Origin of the sequence: Brevibacterium paucivorans (assembly GCF_016907735.1) — a bacterium.
GTDB lineage: Bacteria > Actinomycetota > Actinomycetes > Actinomycetales > Brevibacteriaceae > Brevibacterium > Brevibacterium paucivorans.
Map to the genome: position 1 here is coordinate 112,428 of NZ_JAFBCP010000001.1, position 15,892 is coordinate 128,319.

Genomic DNA, 15,892 nt, shown 5'->3' on the forward strand with positions numbered 1-15,892 from the left:
TCTGCCCTAGTTATGCTAGCTCAGAATCATTGAGACACGCGATGAGTTCGTCTGCGTGTTCGCTGGTGGAAACAAACGGGTCTCTCAACGTCACGGCGCGTTGAGCGTGCGCATTGAGTCGCAAGTGAACCCAGTCGACCGTGTAGTCGACGCGGTGTTCCACGGCCGCCTCGACAAACGCGCCACGAATCTTTGCGCGCGTGCTCTGAGGTGGCACATCTTTCGCTGTTGCAACCTCGGTGTCGCCCACGGTTCGAGCAATCAGCCCGCCAGCTTCCATCTTCTGGACCAGCCCAACTCCCGGCGTCACGTCGTGATACGCAAGCTCCAGCCTACGAATTCGCGGGTCGCTCAGTTCCACTTGGGACCGGGACATGTACCGGTCAAGGATCTTCTTCTTGATCACCCAGTCGATCTCCGTATCGACGCGGGAGAAGTCCTGCGTGCGCACCGCCTCGAGCATGCGCTTCCACAGGTCGAGCACTGCACGCGCAGTCTGGTCATCGCCCACGCTGTGGTCCCCTCTGTCCACGATTGTGGTAGCCGCCTGCAGGTAGGTTTCGAGCAGTTCAACAGCCGTGAGCGTGCCACCGGCTTTGAGTTCCAGTGGCGTTGTACCGGTGAGGTCGCGTGCGATCACGCGGATATCGCGAATGGGGTCCGACAACGTCAGATCCCGCAACGGCATACCCGTTTCGATCATGTCCAGAATCAGTGCAGCCGATCCCACCTTGAGCAGTGTGGTGGGTTGTGCCATGGACGAATCGCCCACGATCACGTGCAAGCGGCGGTACTTTTCGGCATCCGCGTGGGGTTCGTCGCGCGCGTTGATGATGGGGCGTGACCGCGTAGTCGCGCTGGACACCCCTTCCCACATGACATCGGATCGGCCGGAAAGGCCAAAGACCACGTCCGAGGTGGGAGTCGCCAAAGTCTGTGTGGCGTTGGGGTTGGCGCGGTTTGTCTGGGCAGCGGGCATGGCCGTGGAGACCTGGCGTGGGATGATCGCTCCTGCGCCCACCATGAGTTGTCGTACCACAAGGAACGGTAGGAGCGTACTAGTCAGGTGCGCAAAGTCCATATTCCTGCGGATGAGGAAGTTTTCGTGGCTTCCGTACGAGTTTCCAGCGGAGTCGGAGTTGTTCTTAAACAGGTGGGGAAGGCCGTCGTATCCGTCGGTTTTGAGTGCCTGGTTTGCCTGGCGCAAGAGGTCCTGCATGATGACCGTTCCGGCGCTGTCTTGCGCAATCAGGTCATCGAGGCGGTCGCATTCGGCGGTGGCGTATTCGGGGTGTGATCCCACGTCGAGGTACAGGCGTGAGCCGTTGGGGAGAAACACGTTGGAGGATCGTCCCCATGCCACAACAGGTTTAAACAGGTACCGGGCCACTTCTTCCGGTCCCAAGCGACGGCCACCTGTGGGTGCGTATGCAATCCCGAACTCTGTTTCTAAACCGAAAATGCGTTTCATTCGCCGGTCTCTTCCCCATGTGTAGAGTCTGCTTGTCCGGGTGCCGACTGACCGTATTCGAGTGCCCCGCGCACCTGCTCTTCCGTGAGCCGCACAAAGGTCCTGCGTCCTGGCGCGTTGCGGTCCAAAATTGCGGCTTCAACGTGGGCTGCAACGGGATCTTCTTCTCCAAACAGTGCTCGTACTGCTGTGTTGATTGTGGAGTCGAGGTCTTTGAGCCCTGGCGCGACTTGAATGCGTTGCGCGGTGGCTTCAGCGTTCCCGCCGATCACCACGCAGTCGTTTTCGTCGGCGACCGAACCGTCATAGGACAAACGGTAGAGGCGGTCCTGTGCAGGAGTTTCGCCCAGCTCGGCTACCACCAGTTCAACCTCAAAGGGTTTGGACTCGGTGGTGAACACGCTTGCTAGTGTCTGCGCGTACGCGTTGGTGAGTCCGCGGGCGGTGACATCGGCACGGTCATATGAGAATCCGCGCAAGTCCGCGTATCGCACGCCTGCCTGGCGTAGCGTTTCGAACTCGTTGTACTTGCCCACTGCTGCGAAAGCGATGCGGTCGTAGATTTCCGCAATCTTGTGCAATGTGGACGACGGGTTGTGAGCAACCAACGCAATACCAGCGTCATATCGACACACAATGACCGAACGACCTCGGGCGATTCCCTTCCGCGCGAACTCCGCGCGGTCCTTCATCAGCTGTTCAGGAGATACGTAAAACGGTGCAGTCATGAGTTGTTCCGTCCAGTCACAATTGAGCGAGCAATCTGAAGCACATGGTCGGCAGGGACTTCGTTCACACCGTCTCCGTCAACGGTCATCACCTGTGGCGCGATCTTCCGAACCAGGTCCGGGCCACCCGTGGCAGAGTCGTCATCGGCGGCGTCGTAGAGCGTTTGCACGGCGACGCGCACTGCTTCTTCAGCATCCAGCTGTGGTTTCCACAGTTTTTTCAGGGCGCCGCGTGCGAACCCGGCCCCCGAACCGATCGAGTGGAAGTCGAGTTCCTGGTATTTCCCACCTGTGACGTCAAAGGAATAGAGCGCTCCCGAGGTGGTTCCTGGCACAGTGCCCGCAAAGAGTGGCACGACTGCCAGGCCCTGCAGTGCGAGGCCTAAGTTGCCCCGCAACATCGAGGCCAGCCGGTTCGCTTTACCTTCTAGCGAGAGCGGGGTGCCCTCGATCTTTTCGTAGTGCTCGAGTTCCAGCTGGAAAAGTCGAATCAGTTCAAGCGCAAGCCCCGCAGTTCCTGCGATTCCAATGACCGATGCCGAGTCGGCAGCGTGGACTTTCTCAATGGTGTGGCTGGCGATCAGATTGCCCATCGTGGCCCGGCGGTCACCGGCCATGAGCACTCCACGTTCCGTTTTGAAAGCGACAATCGTCGTGCCTACTGGCGCTTCGAGTTGCTGCGAGACCACCTGCGACGTGGCCTGTGGCAACACGTGCGGACGCACGCGGGCTGCAAACTCGACAAACGAGTTAGTGGTCGCATCGAGAAAGTGCTTGTCGAAACCTGAGTTCACTGGCCACCCTTTTGCACGAAGTTCCTTACAAAGTCTTCGGCGTTTGTTTCCAACATGGAGTCGATGTCGTCCAGGATGTCGTCGACACCCTGCGTGTTGATCTGGGCCTGACCGGCTTCAACAAATTCTTCTGAATCGTCGTTGTTATCTTTTCCGCCACCGGCGTGTTGCTGAAATTGGCTCATCTCATTCCCTTTCGTTGTCTGACAGTTTAATAAGTGAGAGCGCTGTGAACAGCGACTGGGCGTCAGTCACGTCAGCAAGTGCCTTTTCCGCGAGCTCTCGCGTACCCAGTTCTGGGTAGCGCATGGGAATGCGTACGTAGTCATGCCCCAGGTTGAGCACGATCGTGTCCCAGCTTGCCGATTCAACAAAGTCACCAAAACGTGACACCAAGGTTCCACGTAGCCACGCACGGGTATCTTCGGGCGGGTTCGTCACCGCACGTTCAACGGCCTCGGGCGTGGTTAGGCGACGGATCCTGCCCGATGCTTCGAGTTTGTAAAACAACCCTTTCTCCGGGCGCACATCGTGGTACTGCACGTCGATGAGCTGGAGCTTGGGGTGATCCCACGGCAGGTTCTGTTTACGCACATAACCCTGGAGCAACTGGTATTTCGCAACCCAGTCGATCGAATCAGCCAAGGACAACGGGTCGGACGCAAGGCCCTCAAGGAACCGCTCCCACTCAGCGACGACCTCGGCGGTGGCCTCACAGTCAGGATCCATGTGAGCCTTCACCGCGTCCAGGTACGTGCGTTGGATTTCCAACGCCGTCATCTCTCCCCCGCCTTCCAGCGGAAGGCCGGCAGACAGCCCGAGGTCGTGCGAGACCGTGTAAAGCGCCTCAACTGGGTCTTTCAACAAGATCTGAGGTGCCAGGCCACGTTCGATCAGCGCAAGTACCAAAGACGTGGCACCAAAGCGCACCAGGGTGGCGGGTTCCGCCAGCGTCGCATCACCAATGATGACGTGCAGACGTCGATATAGCCCGGGTTCAGCGTGTGGTTCGTCGCGCGTGTTAATAATGGGCCTGCGCAAGGTCGTCTCCAGTCCCACGCGCTCTTCGAAGAAGTCGGCGCGTGAGGAGATTTGGAATCCGGGGACTGACGCAGACTGCCCGATACCCACTCGGCCAGATCCGCACAGGATCTGACGAGTGACGAAGAACGGGGTGAGTCCTTCGACGATCGCGTCGAACTCAACAGCCCGGTCCACCAGGTAGTTTTCGTGGGTTCCGTAGGAGGCGCCTTTTGAGTCGGTGTTGTTCTTGTACAGGTTCACCGGCTGGTCGCTGGTGGCCAGATTGCGCACCGCTTCAAGCGCTACAAGGTCACCCGCCCGGTCATAGAGCACCACGTCTCGCGGATACAGGCTTTCGGGGCTCGAATACTCCGGGTGCGCATGGTCGACGTAGAGTCGCGCCCCGTTTTCAGTCACCACATTTGCCAGGTACTGCGCTTCAGGTTGTGACTCCGGCAGATGCGTGAGTTGGGAAATGTGCGCGTCGTCGACGCTCATGAGAAAGCCACGGGCGTCGGCAAGGGGGCTTTCGGCGGAGAAGTCCCAGAAGTTCTGGCTAGATTTCAAACCCCGAGGTTGTGCGTACGCATCGACCACGCGCGCCGAATCGCGCATGGGGTTGGCTTTGGGGTTACCCGGTTGCCAGACACCGAACTCGGTCTCGGCACCCATTACACGCCGAACACTAATCACGTGAACCTCCCTGGCTCGCAACTACACTATGAGCGTGTCACGAAAATCAACGTCTCATCTTCTTATCACCCTAGTCACCGATGCCGTGCTCGTGTGTCTTTTTGCCGTCGTGGGCTACTACACACACGCCCAGAACCTGGAGTTCTCTGGGATTCTGCGCACCGCGTGGCCGTTTATGGCAGCGCTCGCGATCGCTTGGTTGGCCAACGCTGTGTGGACTGCTCCTCTTGCGCCACTTCGCACGGGCGTAGGGATCTGGGCGACAACGGTCTTGGTGGGAATGATCATCCGGATCATTCTGGGCGAAGGCACCGCCGGCCCGTTCATTCTGGTCGCCTCGGGCGTCAACCTTTTCACCTTGGTTGGCTGGCGTTTGCTGGCCAGCCAACTCGCGGGGAAAAGCGGCCGGTAGGTATCAGAACATCGACATGTGAGTGATCCGCTCACCTTTCTTTCCGGAAACCCGCGCCCACTCGTCGGGGTTCGACGTGTTGGGCAGGTCTTCGTGTTCACGGAATTCTTCGCGAATAGCCGTGTGGAGGTGCTCCCACGTGATACCGCGTTCGCCCGTTGACAACAGCGACTTAATTGCGTGTTTCTTGGCGCGGTCGACCACGTTGGAAATCATGGCACCGGAGATGAAGTCACCAAAGAACAACGTCTCTTTCTTCCCAGACACGTAGGTCACTTCGACGAATCGGTTTTCATCTGTGCGCGCGTACATGGTTTCTACGCACCGGTCTATGAGATCGTTCACGGCGTCCTGAGCCGTCGTGTCTACCGTGTGAATGGGCAGATCGGGAGTCAGATACTTGCTGAAAATATCCCTCGCGCCGTTTTCGTCAGGACGCTCGATACGGATTTTGACGTCGAGACGCCCTGGACGAAGGATCGCTGGGTCGATGAGGTCTTCGCGGTTCGACGCACCCACCACGATGACGTTTTCGAGCTTTTCAACACCGTCGATTTCGGCCAATAGCTGAGGAACAACCGTGGTTTCGACGTCGGAGGACTTACCCGTTCCGCGGGTGCGGAAGAGCGATTCCATTTCGTCGAAGAACACCACGACCGGCGACCCTGCAGTTGCTTTTTCTCGCGCCCGAGCGAAAATCTGGCGGAGCTGACGTTCGGTTTCACCCACGAACTTATCCAGGAGCTCTGGCCCCTTGATGTTCAGGAAGTACGAGCGGGTGGAGGTATCTTTCCGGCGCTTGGCCAAGGAGTTTGCCACGGCCTTTGCAATGAGGGTTTTACCGCACCCAGGGGGCCCGTACAGCAGAATTCCCTTAGGCGGTTTGAGCCCGTGTTCCGTGTAGAGCTCCGGGTGTTCAAACGGCAGTTCAACAGCGTCCTGGATCTCTTCGATCTGGTGGTCCAATCCTCCAATGTCGCTGTATGAAATATCCGGAACGGTTTCCAGTAGCAACTGGTTCGACTCGGGCTTCTCAATCTGTTCGAACGCGAATTGCGTTTTTGAGTCCACCAGCAGGTGGTCCCCGGGACGGATCGTGATCTCGCGCAGCGGGGTGGCCAGCGTGTAGATCTGTTCTTCGTCGTTCACCCCGCCCACCAGGACACGGTCGCCCAGAACTTCGCGTACGGCGACAACGGTTCCGGCGGCGTGGAAATCCAGCGCTTTGAGAACCACGAGCCCTTCAGACAGCAACACGGTCCGCCCGGGTTGCAGATCATCGGCAACCACCTCGGGCGCTACCGCCACCCGCATTTTGCGGCCGGCATAGTGAACGTCACACCGAAGGTTCTCACCGGGGACGGCCTGAACCACCGTGGCGTATGAATTGGGCGGTTCGGTGAGAGCGTTCGCTTCTGCGCGGATACGTTCAAGCTCGTCACGCGCTTGGCGCAGGGTCTTCGTCAGGGCTTCATTTCGTTGCGCAGCGTTGAACAGTTGCTGGCGCAGCCCCGCAAGCTCCTTGCGTACCTTGGGCAATTCAGCTTCTGTCATGATTCCTCCTGACCAATAATCCCGGCTCGCTTTCCCGCTTCTCGTGCGGCTCTGCGGAGCTTCTTACCAGTAGTGTTAGGGATTCCCAGCGCCTCGTCGGTCACTTCGCCAGACTGCCACGCGTCAATGTCTTCTTGGGACGGCTGTTGTCCCTGCGGGCGCTTCTTCTTTTCAAGCGGCGTAGTGCCAGGTGCCAGACGGCGCGCAAATACCAGGAATCCCGTGTGCCCGATCATGCGGTGCTCAGGGCGAACGGCCAGCCCTTCTACGTGCCAATCACGCACTGTGCTCTCGAGCGCTCGCGGTTCGGTGTAGAGGCCGCTTTCTTTCAGAGCCTCCACCGTGCGCGACACCTGTGGCACCGTGGCCACGTAACACACGACTACACCTCCAGGGCGCAAAGCGTGCGAAACCGCGTCGATACACTCCCACGGTGCGAGCATGTCCAAGACAATCCGGTCGACTTCTCCGGCTTGGTAAGCATTGGGCAATTCGTGGGCGAGGTCGCCAATGCTGAGTTTCCATGCTGGGTGGGAACCGGCGAAAAAGTCTTCGATATTTCCCTGGGCGATTTGAGCGAACTCTTCGCGACGTTCAAAACTGTGAACCACGCCGGAGTCTCCCACGGCGCGCAAAAGAGCCAACGTGAGGGCACCAGAGCCCACTCCGGCTTCAACCACAGTGGCACCTGGGAAGATGTCACCAAGGGTGACAATGAGTGCTGCGTCTTTAGGGTAGATTACCGCTGCACCGCGAGGCATCGACAGCACAAAGTCCTCATACACAGGGCGGACTACCTGGTAGTCGACGCCTGCCGTGTTGGCGATGACCGTACCTTCTGGCTGGCCAATCAGGTCGTCGTGAAAAAGTTGGCCCTTATGAGTGTGGAAAACATGGCCCGGTTGCAACATTATGGTGTGGAGCCGACCTTTGGGGTCGGTCAATTGCACTTTGTCGCCGGCACGTAAGTTTCCCCGGCGGTCTTGGGCTCCTGTTGCTTGTTCTGAAGTCACCCCATCAACTCTAGCGTGTCCTAGCAAGCGACCGCTGAGCTGTTCTATACGTGGAGCAATTCGTCGAAGAACTCCTGGAGGTCAATAACACCGGTGAGTGTGCTGTCTTTCATGACGAGGCAAAATTGTGCTTTGGGGCGGTGCGTGAGTGACTCCAGCAAGTGTGGAGCGGTAATGTCCCCCGGAACACCGATCCATCCGCCCAGCGGGTGGGCGTAGCTGTGTACCAGGTCATCGGAGGCGTTCTTGGTCACGATCGCTTGCGTTGCGGCGTGACGGTCGAGCAGTCCGTACGGCAGTCCCCGTTCGTTGAGGATCACCACAATGGTGGACGGACCGGCGACCGAATCTGCATATTCCAGGGTGGCATCGATGCTGGCGTTCCAAGAAGCCGCGATTGCAGGTTGGATGACTTTCTTCAGGTCGTAGGTTTCCATGCGCCGTGCGCGTTGCGCGTGTTTGGCAGCGTCAGCAGCGGAGAACCACAGCATGATGGCAATCGCCGAGGTCCAAATAATGGTGACAATGTCCGGTTTCCGGCCTGCGATCAGGGGTCCCACGAACGCACCCACGATGAAGAGCACTGCGATGACCCGACCGATGAGTGCGGCCATGATGGTGCCGGTGAACTGAGACCTCGTGATGCGCCAGATGAGAGCTTGGAGGGCCCAACCTCCATCCAAAGGGATTCCGGGGAGGAGGTTGATGAAACCGAGTGCTGCATTTGCGAAAGTAAATGCCAAGAGCAAAAGCCACACGACCGAGCCCTGCTGGGTTGAAGTCATTCCCCACCAGCCCAGCGCAGCCAACCCGATGTTCACAAAGGGGCCAACGATCGAAATGATGAAACTGTGCGTGGCGGCCCTGGACGAGTTGTCGTCTGTGCGAGGTTCAAAACGCGTGAACCCACCCCAAATGTTGAGTTCGATCGCAGCGACCTTCTGCCCAGTGAGCGTTCCTGCAATCGCGTGTGCGAGTTCGTGTAGGAACACTGAACTAAACAGCAGAACCGCATAGGTGAACGCGACAAACCATGCACCGATTCCCAAGTCGGGGCTAAAGTGACGCACCCACGGCGTGAACAGCATGGTGATGACGGCTGCGGCTACGAACCACGACCACGCCAGAATAATTGGGGTGCCCAAAAAACGGCCGATGATCAGGCCGTTCGATGCTCCCTGTTGTTTGGCGTGTGGCATGGCTTTATCCTAACGGCCCAACGGTCGCTGGGCGTGCTATTTCAGACCTGCGTGGCTCGATGTGGTTATTGTGGTTTTATGGCTGAACTCATTGCGCTTTCCCCCTCGCGGGCAAACGATTTTGTGTCGTGTCCCCTGAAGTTTCGCTTGCGAAGCGTGGACAAGATTCCAGAACCGCCGTCGGCAGTCGCGTTTAAAGGAACTCTTGTTCACGCGGTTCTTGAACAGCTATTCGATGTGCAGCCACATAAACGCACGCTCGATCACGCTAACACTCTCATCGAGCCCACGTATGCCTCACTTGCGCAGAAAAATTCCGACGTTTCAGAGCTTTTCCCTGAGCAAACTGACCGCGACAAACTTTTTACGGAGGCCGCGTCGCTTGTCCGCGCCTATTTCACGCTAGAACTCCCCCAAAACCTCGAACCTGACGCTCGGGAAAAGTTCGTGCAAACAGAACTCCCGGGCGGCTTGAAGTTGCGCGGATTTATCGACCGAGTCGACCGCGCGTCTGGCGGTGAGGTACGTCTGGTGGACTACAAAACTGGCAAAGCTCCAAAACCGCAGTACTCTGGGGAAGCCGATTTTCAAATGCGCTTCTACGCGCTTGTCCACTACATGCTCACCGGTGAGATCGTTCACACACTTCAACTCATGTATCTAGGTTCCGGGCATGTGAAAGAACTCAAGCCCACTATGCAGGACATCGAGCGCACGTTTTTTCAAGTTGCAGATGTCTGGAACGACATCACCGACTGCGCTGAGTCGGGCAACTGGCGCCCTAAAAAGTCACCGTTGTGCAACTGGTGCTATTTCAAAACCATGTGCCCGGCTTGGGGCAATGAAGCACCTGAAGCTCCCCAGATTACGAACGTTGCAGTGGTTGAACCAGATTTCCCAAGGACTGCGCGTTAAGCCCGTCTAATGTTTGCACTAGAACGGCTCCGGGCTGTTCTTCCAAGGGCACGTGATTTGGGATGCCCACAGTCAACGTGCCCGCTGCGATGGCGCTGGCCATTCCCGGTACCGAATCTTCCAACGCGATACACGCAGAGGGTGCCACATCGAGAGCCGAGGCACCCGTCAGATAAGGCTCCGGGTCTGGTTTCCCTTTGGTGACCTCGTCGCCCGTAATCAGCGTTCGGAAAGTGCCTTCCGGCAGTCCGTCGACCACTGCCTGAGCCAGCGGGCGGTACGACATGGTCACAAGTGCCATGGGTACGTGCGCGTCCGCAAGTGAAGCGATCAGTTCTTGTGCCCCCGGCCTGAACGGGATACGTTCGCGTACCCGTTCGATAACACCGCGCAAGAGCGTCTGTACGACCTCGTCGGTGGCAAGTGGCAACCCGAATGACCGCATGATGTCGGCCGATGTGGTGAGTTCATTGCCCACCATGAGCATCGCTTGTTCATGCGTCCATTCGAGTCCATGAACCGCCATGAGTTCAGTCTCGGCAGCCATCCAGTACGGCTCAGTGTCGACAAGCGTTCCGTCCATGTCCCACAAAACAGCGTCGTAGTTGAGGCTCATACCAGTTTGATTCCTAGCAACGCATCGATCGCTTTCACGACGGCCTCCGATTCGCTTTCTGACGTGTTCTGGTCGCGTGCCGCCGCCCAGTCGTCGATGAGGGAAAGCGCGGTGGGGGTGTCCAGGTCATCGGCCAAGCATTCGCGGAGCTCCCGGATAACGTCCTTCGAGACCACGTGGCTACCGCATTCGGCGGCGCGCTTCCACTGTTCTAAGCGTTCGGTCGCTTTTGCCAGGGCGGCGTCGTCGTACATCCAGTCGGACCGGTAGTGGTGGTCCAGAATCGTGAGTCGAATCGCCATGGGGTCAACACCCTGTTTGCGCAGCTGTGACACCAGCACCAGGTTGCCCAGCGACTTGCTCATTTTTTCGCCTTCGTATCCCACCATTCCGGTGTGCATGTACGAATGCGAAAGTGGGGTGTCTAACCACGCGGCAGCGTGAGCCGCACCCATTTCGTGGTGCGGAAACACTAGGTCGTTGCCCCCACCTTGAACGTGCAGCGGCAGGCCCGCGTACTCCTGAGCGATAGCGGTACATTCGATGTGCCACCCTGGGCGTCCGGCTGGCAGTCCGTCCGGGTTCCACGACGGTTCGCCTTCGCGTTTTGCGCGCCACAGCAGTGGGTCTAGTGGGTTTTCTTTTCCTGGAACATCAGGGTCTCCCCCGCGTTCGGCGAAGTATTTGGCCATGGTGGCTTCGTCATAATGCGACACTGACCCGAAAGGTGGCGTGTACTTTGAATCGACCCTGAAGTACACGTCTCCGTTGTCCAAGCTGTATGCGAAACCCTTGTCAAGCAGTTCCACAACACTGCGCGCAACCAAGTCCATGGCTTCGACTGCACCGATGTAGTGCGTGGGCGGAATAACCCGCAATGCTTCCATGTCTGTGCGGAAGAGGTCGATCTGTTCGCGTGCGAGTTCTTGCCAGTCAACTCCTGTCGCCTGGGCACGTTCCAACAGTGGGTCGTCAACGTCGGTGATGTTTTGCACGTAGGTGACGGTGTATCCCGCGTCGATCCACATTCGGTGAAGAATGTCGAAGGCGACGTACGTGGATGCGTGGCCCAAGTGGGTGGCGTCGTACGGGGTAATTCCGCATACGTACAGTTTGGCTTCGTCTCCACGAACCAACTTGCGTAGTGGTCCTCGCGCGCTTGTGCAGTACACGGTAGGTGGATCGCATGATCGCACGAGGGCAGGAACATGTGGTGGCGTCCAAGATTTCACACAGCCAGCATAACGTTCGATCGAACTCCGTGCTCACCCGCAAGTTTTTTAGAGATTTTAGAGGGGTGGCCAGGGAATCGGCGTGCGGTTAACCGGCGGATACGGAAACGTCCCGGCGGACAACAAAGCGCGTGCTCGTTCGTGCAACGCGTGTGTTTCGGTTTGGGTTGTTCCCAAGTCTTCCGCGGTAAGTTCCAGCGTGCGTTCGCACGCCTGAAGATGCCGAGGTGCCAGCCGGGTTCCAGCGAAACCCCATAGGACTGTGCGGAGTTTGGGTTCGGGGTGGAAGCTCAGACCGTTGTCGATAGCCCATAGAGTCGCTTCCTGCTCACCTGGCAGATACCCGTCTATCACGTGGCTTCCTTTACGGTCGGCGTTATTGGCCATAACATCGAACACAGCGATGTCGAAAAGGCGGTCGCGTAAAGCGTGGCCCACAACGACCTCGGCGCCGTCAGTGTTGTACCCCCTAAAAACCGGTGCAACGTTATCAGGCACGTGGTCACTGGGCCACGCGTCGACAACCGGATCATCCCCTGCCGAATCTACAAACAGCTGAACCGATCCGGGGCCGTGAGGCAGATCCGAGCGCATGATGGTTTCGGGAACACAGCTGAGACCGCTCAGGTGGCTCAACCGGTAGGCGGCGACTTCGCGTCGGGCGAGCTCAGAAAAATCCTGCAAGAACGCCTCACCCTGGCTGGGTTTATAGACCGCTTTCAGTGCCGCTCCCGTGGGCGGGGTGAGCACGATGAGGTACGTGTCGTTACTCGCCTCGGGAATCAGACCCAGGATCGTGGCCGGCCACGTGGCGATATCTTGTTGGGCGCTCACTCAGCGAGCGACCCCGTTTGCGCGCGGACACACGTGGCCCTCGGGATCCAACGGAAGTGAACAGAACGGGCAGTCGGCACGGCCGGCGTTCACAACGAGTTCGGCGTGCCGGGCAAACTCACGAGCCTGGACAGCATCCAAGGTGACACGCAGAACGTCACGCTCGGTGTCTTCGTGAGGTTCCGCGCTAATCCCTGCTTCGCGGTCTGCTTCCGAGAGTTCGAAGCATTCGACCACCAGACGGTGAATACGCGTATCCCATCCCAGGCTCATAGTGCCAACCCGGAATTCCGCATCCACCGGCATTGTCAGTCCTGAATTATCCACGTAGTCCGGAAGCGCAGAAACCGGGATGTTACTTTCGCCCACGCTTTTGGAACGCACCGTGTCAAGAAGTTCGTTGATGCGCTCCCCGAGCATCTCCACCTGCTCTTTTTCAAGCAAGACCGAGGTGATGGTGGAGTCGGAAACCGCTTGGAGATAAAAAGTACGACCCCCGGGCATGCCGACTGTGCCGGGAATGAAACGGTCGGGAGAATCGTGCTCAAATACGTGGCCGGACATATTCCTAGCCTACCGTTTTCGCGTATAAGATGGAGTCATGAGCCTCGAACCGGAAGTTGCATTAGAAGAGTTCCTCTCAGCAGTCCGCGCACACTTCTCTGCCGCAGCGCACCGCACCTCTGACACCGACGCCCGCGTCGAGGCCACGTACATGGCGCTCGCCGACGCTTTTGAAGTGTACGAAGACGCCTTGTACAACGCATTCGACGAAGTCACTCCGCTTGAACTGTTCGACGACATCGAAGACGCAATCGCCGATGACGACAACGCGTATGACATGGACGACTTCGATGACGACCTCGACGATGATGACGACGACTACGACGAGGACGATGAGGATGACGACGAGGACGACCGCCGCTGACCTGTAGTCGCTCGGCGGTAGTCGCTTAGCTCGAAATCTGCGAAAGCGCGTCCCGAATTTCTGGTTCCAGAACTAGATCGGACTCCAGTAGCTCCGTTAACTGTCGAACCGTCCGTGGGGCCACGATCGAGCTGGACACGCCCAGTCCACGGTTCCACGCCAACGCAATATCGACGGGTCGCACGCCCAGCGCCTCGGCCGCTTTGCTCACCCCTTTGAGAATCGGCTCGTAATCCGGTCCCAGGTATGCGCCAACGTACTGTCGCAGATCGTGGGCTGCGCGGGAATCTGCAGGCGTTCCCGTTGCGTACCGGCCCGTGAGAACACCGCGCCCCAGGGCAGCCCCGGCGATAACGCCCATACCCATGTAATCGCACGCCGGCACAATGTCGTCTTCAGCCGAACGGTTCACCAACGAAAGTTCCGTAAACGCGCACACAACGTCCACCTCGGCGCGCATGAGCGCGACCTGCCATGCTGTGTGGTGAGCAACAGCAACATAGCCGATCTCACCTCGGGCTTGTAGGTCACGCAAGGTCAGCGCCGTTTCAGTCAGCGGCGTGTGCGGATCGAAGGCGTCTACGATCACCAGGTCCACGCAGTCACGGCCCAGAGTTTGGCGCAGCCGTGTAACCTGCTCCGTGATGACGGCGCGGGAGTTACTGATCTGCAGTTCGCCACCGATCGACTCGATCCCGACACGAGCAGCCACACGCAACGTGGAGGGAACTTTCATGGAACCGACAAGTGCGTGGGCGCTCGACGTACACGCAGACAGTTCAAGCAGCGTCCCACCAGCATCAACGTAGGCTGACATGAGCTCGAATGCCGTTTCCTGATCGACCCTGCTCCCCCACTCAAACGTCCCAAGAGTGAGGTCCGAAACAGTGAAACCAGACTGACCAACACGGTTGTGCAACATAAGTGTTGAGGTTACCGGAATTTTCGGAGTAGTGTAACGCCTGGTCGTGTAAGAAAAGGGGTGTTCATGGACTGGCTCGTCGCCATCATTATGGGAATCGTGCAGGGACTCACGGAGTTCCTACCCATCTCCTCGTCCGCGCACTTGCGTATTGTGGGCGAGTTCCTCATGCCGGGTCGCGAACCGGGCGCCTTCTTCACTGCGATCATCCAGATCGGTACTGAAACGGCTGTTCTGGTGTACTTCTGGAAAGACATCGTTCGGATTATTTCCAAGTGGTTCAAAGCCCTGGTTGGCAAGCACGACCGACGTGACCCCGACGTTCGCCTGGGCTGGCTCGTCATCATCGGGTCTATCCCAATTGGCGTGCTGGGCCTTCTGTTCCAGGACATGATCGAGACGACGTTCCGAAGCCTGTGGATCGTGGGCAGTATGCTCATCATCTTTGGTCTGCTGTTGGGCCTTGCCGACCGCGTGGGTCGCAAGGAGTACACGCTCGACAAAATGTCCTGGGGACAGGGTTTGCTCTACGGTGGCGCCCAAGCGTTGGCGCTCATTCCCGGCGTGTCGCGTTCGGGTGGAACGATCATGGCCGGGCGTTTCATGGGCTTTACGCGTGAAGCTGCCGCTCGCTATTCGTTCTTGCTTGCGATCCCAGCAGTGATGGCCTCCGGTCTGTACTCGCTGGCCAAGGCTGCCAACGAACCGCTCACCTTGGGATGGGGCCCCACGGCCGTTGCGACGATCGTGAGCTTTGGCGTGGGTTACGCGGTGATCGTTGGATTCCTCAAGTTCATTCAGACCAAGTCGTTCGCAGTGTTCGTGTGGTACCGCGTGGCCTTGGGTATCCTGATCTTCGTCCTGTTGGGCACAGGAGTTCTGAGCGCTTAAACGCGCGTGCTTTTAGCACTCGCCACCCAAAGTGGTGCCAGGTATTCTGCTTCCGCCCAGGCTCAGCGTCATCGCCTGTCCCTGTACATGAAGCACGCAAAACTGGGCAGGCTGCACCCCAAAGCGTTGAAAGTTACTCAGTCCCGCGCCGACCGCATGAGCGACCATCGCTTTTATGACATCGCCGTGGGACACGATGAGTCCAGTTTGTCCCGGCCCGAGGTCGTTGATGAGTGACGTGAGTCCGTCCACGGCCCGGTTAAAGACGTGGGTCATCGCTTCACCGCCGGGGAACTCGAATGTGTGGGGTGACTGCTGGACCCGCTCCCAGTGTGCGCGTGTGCGCAGATCATCGAGAGCTAGACCGGACCATTCGCCGTAGTCGACTTCGTCGAACCGGCTGTCTGCTTCAAGAGTGACGTCACTGCTCTGGGCGCTTGTGCGGTTTGAAGCAACAATACGTGCAGTGTCCACGCACCGGTCGATCGTAGAGTGCCGGATCACATCGATGCGCGGGAGTTCTTGAGCTACCTTGGCCACCTGCTCACGACCTCGGTCAGTGAGCTCAACACCCGCAAGGCGACCAGCAAGAACGCGTTGCACGTTCGCTGTGCTTTCACCGTGGCGCAACAGTATGATCGTCACCATGGCTTAAGACTACGGAGGT

At 58.4% G+C, this 15,892-nt stretch carries 18 protein-coding genes; 4 read left to right on the forward strand and 14 right to left on the reverse strand.

Annotated elements, in window-relative coordinates:
- Nucleotides 1–10: 10 nt before the first annotated feature.
- Genes pafA through dop form a run of 5 tightly spaced genes read right to left on the reverse strand, consistent with a single transcriptional unit; the run spans nt 11 to nt 4,709 of the window.
- Nucleotides 11–1,471 carry a Pup--protein ligase gene (gene pafA, locus JOE56_RS00515; protein WP_204514363.1) on the reverse strand — a complete coding sequence of 487 codons (1,461 nt, stop codon included), beginning with the start codon at nt 1,469–1,471 and terminating at the stop codon, nt 11–13.
- Nucleotides 1,468–2,199, reverse strand: coding sequence for a proteasome subunit alpha (gene prcA / locus JOE56_RS00520; protein ID WP_204514364.1), 732 nt, complete (start codon nt 2,197–2,199; stop codon nt 1,468–1,470). Before prcA ends, pafA begins: the two co-directional genes overlap by 4 nt.
- A complete protein-coding gene (prcB, locus tag JOE56_RS00525; protein WP_204514365.1) occupies nt 2,196–2,993 on the reverse strand; it encodes a proteasome subunit beta in 798 nt (265 codons plus the stop codon). The genes prcA and prcB overlap by 4 nt, the downstream gene beginning before the upstream one ends.
- On the reverse strand, nt 2,990–3,178 hold the full coding sequence (locus tag JOE56_RS00530) for a ubiquitin-like protein Pup (protein WP_204514366.1): 189 nt from the start codon (nt 3,176–3,178) through the stop codon (nt 2,990–2,992). The genes prcB and JOE56_RS00530 overlap by 4 nt, the downstream gene beginning before the upstream one ends.
- A gap of 1 nt (nt 3,179) precedes the next feature.
- Nucleotides 3,180–4,709: a depupylase/deamidase Dop gene (gene dop, locus JOE56_RS00535; RefSeq protein WP_204514367.1), complete on the reverse strand. Its 1,530-nt coding sequence runs from the start codon at nt 4,707–4,709 to the stop codon at nt 3,180–3,182.
- Nucleotides 4,710–4,737: 28 nt separating this feature from the next.
- Here dop and JOE56_RS00540 point away from each other — a divergent pair, with 28 nt between their 5' ends.
- Nucleotides 4,738–5,121, forward strand: coding sequence for a DUF3054 domain-containing protein (locus JOE56_RS00540; RefSeq protein ID WP_204514368.1), 384 nt, complete (start codon nt 4,738–4,740; stop codon nt 5,119–5,121).
- A gap of 3 nt (nt 5,122–5,124) precedes the next feature.
- On the opposite strand, the gene arc is transcribed toward JOE56_RS00540, so the two are convergent.
- From arc to JOE56_RS00555, 3 genes are read right to left on the reverse strand one after another with little or no spacing between them, the layout of a single operon-like run.
- Nucleotides 5,125–6,675, reverse strand: coding sequence for a proteasome ATPase (gene arc / locus JOE56_RS00545; RefSeq protein ID WP_204514369.1), 1,551 nt, complete (start codon nt 6,673–6,675; stop codon nt 5,125–5,127).
- A complete protein-coding gene (locus JOE56_RS00550; protein WP_204514370.1) occupies nt 6,672–7,688 on the reverse strand; it encodes a class I SAM-dependent methyltransferase in 1,017 nt (338 codons plus the stop codon). Before JOE56_RS00550 ends, arc begins: the two co-directional genes overlap by 4 nt.
- A gap of 44 nt (nt 7,689–7,732) precedes the next feature.
- On the reverse strand, nt 7,733–8,887 hold the full coding sequence (locus tag JOE56_RS00555) for a site-2 protease family protein (protein WP_204514371.1): 1,155 nt from the start codon (nt 8,885–8,887) through the stop codon (nt 7,733–7,735).
- Nucleotides 8,888–8,965: 78 nt separating this feature from the next.
- Here JOE56_RS00555 and JOE56_RS00560 point away from each other — a divergent pair, with 78 nt between their 5' ends.
- Nucleotides 8,966–9,802 carry a RecB family exonuclease gene (locus JOE56_RS00560; RefSeq protein ID WP_204514372.1) on the forward strand — a complete coding sequence of 279 codons (837 nt, stop codon included), beginning with the start codon at nt 8,966–8,968 and terminating at the stop codon, nt 9,800–9,802.
- On the opposite strand, the gene JOE56_RS00565 is transcribed toward JOE56_RS00560, so the two are convergent.
- The 4 genes from JOE56_RS00565 to JOE56_RS00580 are packed head-to-tail and all read right to left on the reverse strand — an operon-like array spanning nt 9,753 to nt 13,048.
- Entirely contained in the window at nt 9,753–10,418 is a 666-nt protein-coding gene (locus JOE56_RS00565) for an HAD family hydrolase (protein WP_204514373.1), read from the reverse strand. The genes JOE56_RS00560 and JOE56_RS00565 overlap by 50 nt on opposite strands.
- Nucleotides 10,415–11,650: a cysteine--1-D-myo-inosityl 2-amino-2-deoxy-alpha-D-glucopyranoside ligase gene (mshC, locus tag JOE56_RS00570; protein WP_204514374.1), complete on the reverse strand. Its 1,236-nt coding sequence runs from the start codon at nt 11,648–11,650 to the stop codon at nt 10,415–10,417. The genes JOE56_RS00565 and mshC overlap by 4 nt, the downstream gene beginning before the upstream one ends.
- A gap of 57 nt (nt 11,651–11,707) precedes the next feature.
- Nucleotides 11,708–12,484, reverse strand: a complete 777-nt coding sequence (locus tag JOE56_RS00575) for an SCO1664 family protein (protein ID WP_204514375.1) — start codon at nt 12,482–12,484, stop codon at nt 11,708–11,710.
- Complete coding sequence (locus JOE56_RS00580) at nt 12,485–13,048, reverse strand: DUF3090 domain-containing protein (protein WP_204514376.1); 564 nt, start codon at nt 13,046–13,048, stop codon at nt 12,485–12,487.
- Nucleotides 13,049–13,085: 37 nt separating this feature from the next.
- Here JOE56_RS00580 and JOE56_RS00585 point away from each other — a divergent pair, with 37 nt between their 5' ends.
- Nucleotides 13,086–13,412: a hypothetical protein gene (locus tag JOE56_RS00585; protein WP_005884703.1), complete on the forward strand. Its 327-nt coding sequence runs from the start codon at nt 13,086–13,088 to the stop codon at nt 13,410–13,412.
- Nucleotides 13,413–13,437: 25 nt separating this feature from the next.
- On the opposite strand, the gene JOE56_RS00590 is transcribed toward JOE56_RS00585, so the two are convergent.
- On the reverse strand, nt 13,438–14,334 hold the full coding sequence (locus JOE56_RS00590) for an aldo/keto reductase (RefSeq protein WP_204514377.1): 897 nt from the start codon (nt 14,332–14,334) through the stop codon (nt 13,438–13,440).
- Nucleotides 14,335–14,400: 66 nt separating this feature from the next.
- Between JOE56_RS00590 and JOE56_RS00595 the strand changes: the two genes are divergently transcribed.
- On the forward strand, nt 14,401–15,225 hold the full coding sequence (locus JOE56_RS00595) for an undecaprenyl-diphosphate phosphatase (protein ID WP_005884699.1): 825 nt from the start codon (nt 14,401–14,403) through the stop codon (nt 15,223–15,225).
- A 12-nt stretch (nt 15,226–15,237) separates the two neighbouring features.
- On the opposite strand, the gene JOE56_RS00600 is transcribed toward JOE56_RS00595, so the two are convergent.
- Entirely contained in the window at nt 15,238–15,873 is a 636-nt protein-coding gene (locus JOE56_RS00600) for a histidine phosphatase family protein (RefSeq protein ID WP_204514378.1), read from the reverse strand.
- Nucleotides 15,874–15,892: the final 19 nt, after the last annotated feature.

What these genes read in the sequence shown, in the direction of transcription:
- JOE56_RS00595 (WP_005884699.1), top strand. Translation starts at nt 14,401, where the DNA reads ATGGACTGGCTCGTCGCCATCATTATGGGAATCGTGCAGGGACTCACG.
- JOE56_RS00560 (WP_204514372.1), top strand. Translation starts at nt 8,966, where the DNA reads ATGGCTGAACTCATTGCGCTTTCCCCCTCGCGGGCAAACGATTTTGTG.
- JOE56_RS00540 (WP_204514368.1), top strand. Translation starts at nt 4,738, where the DNA reads ATGAGCGTGTCACGAAAATCAACGTCTCATCTTCTTATCACCCTAGTC.
- pafA (WP_204514363.1), bottom strand. Translation starts at nt 1,471, where the DNA reads ATGAAACGCATTTTCGGTTTAGAAACAGAGTTCGGGATTGCATACGCA.
- JOE56_RS00600 (WP_204514378.1), bottom strand. Translation starts at nt 15,873, where the DNA reads ATGGTGACGATCATACTGTTGCGCCACGGTGAAAGCACAGCGAACGTG.
- JOE56_RS00530 (WP_204514366.1), bottom strand. Translation starts at nt 3,178, where the DNA reads ATGAGCCAATTTCAGCAACACGCCGGTGGCGGAAAAGATAACAACGAC.
- arc (WP_204514369.1), bottom strand. Translation starts at nt 6,675, where the DNA reads ATGACAGAAGCTGAATTGCCCAAGGTACGCAAGGAGCTTGCGGGGCTG.
- prcA (WP_204514364.1), bottom strand. Translation starts at nt 2,199, where the DNA reads ATGACTGCACCGTTTTACGTATCTCCTGAACAGCTGATGAAGGACCGC.
- JOE56_RS00565 (WP_204514373.1), bottom strand. Translation starts at nt 10,418, where the DNA reads ATGAGCCTCAACTACGACGCTGTTTTGTGGGACATGGACGGAACGCTT.
- JOE56_RS00580 (WP_204514376.1), bottom strand. Translation starts at nt 13,048, where the DNA reads ATGTCCGGCCACGTATTTGAGCACGATTCTCCCGACCGTTTCATTCCC.
- JOE56_RS00590 (WP_204514377.1), bottom strand. Translation starts at nt 14,334, where the DNA reads ATGTTGCACAACCGTGTTGGTCAGTCTGGTTTCACTGTTTCGGACCTC.
- JOE56_RS00585 (WP_005884703.1), top strand. Translation starts at nt 13,086, where the DNA reads ATGAGCCTCGAACCGGAAGTTGCATTAGAAGAGTTCCTCTCAGCAGTC.
- JOE56_RS00555 (WP_204514371.1), bottom strand. Translation starts at nt 8,887, where the DNA reads ATGCCACACGCCAAACAACAGGGAGCATCGAACGGCCTGATCATCGGC.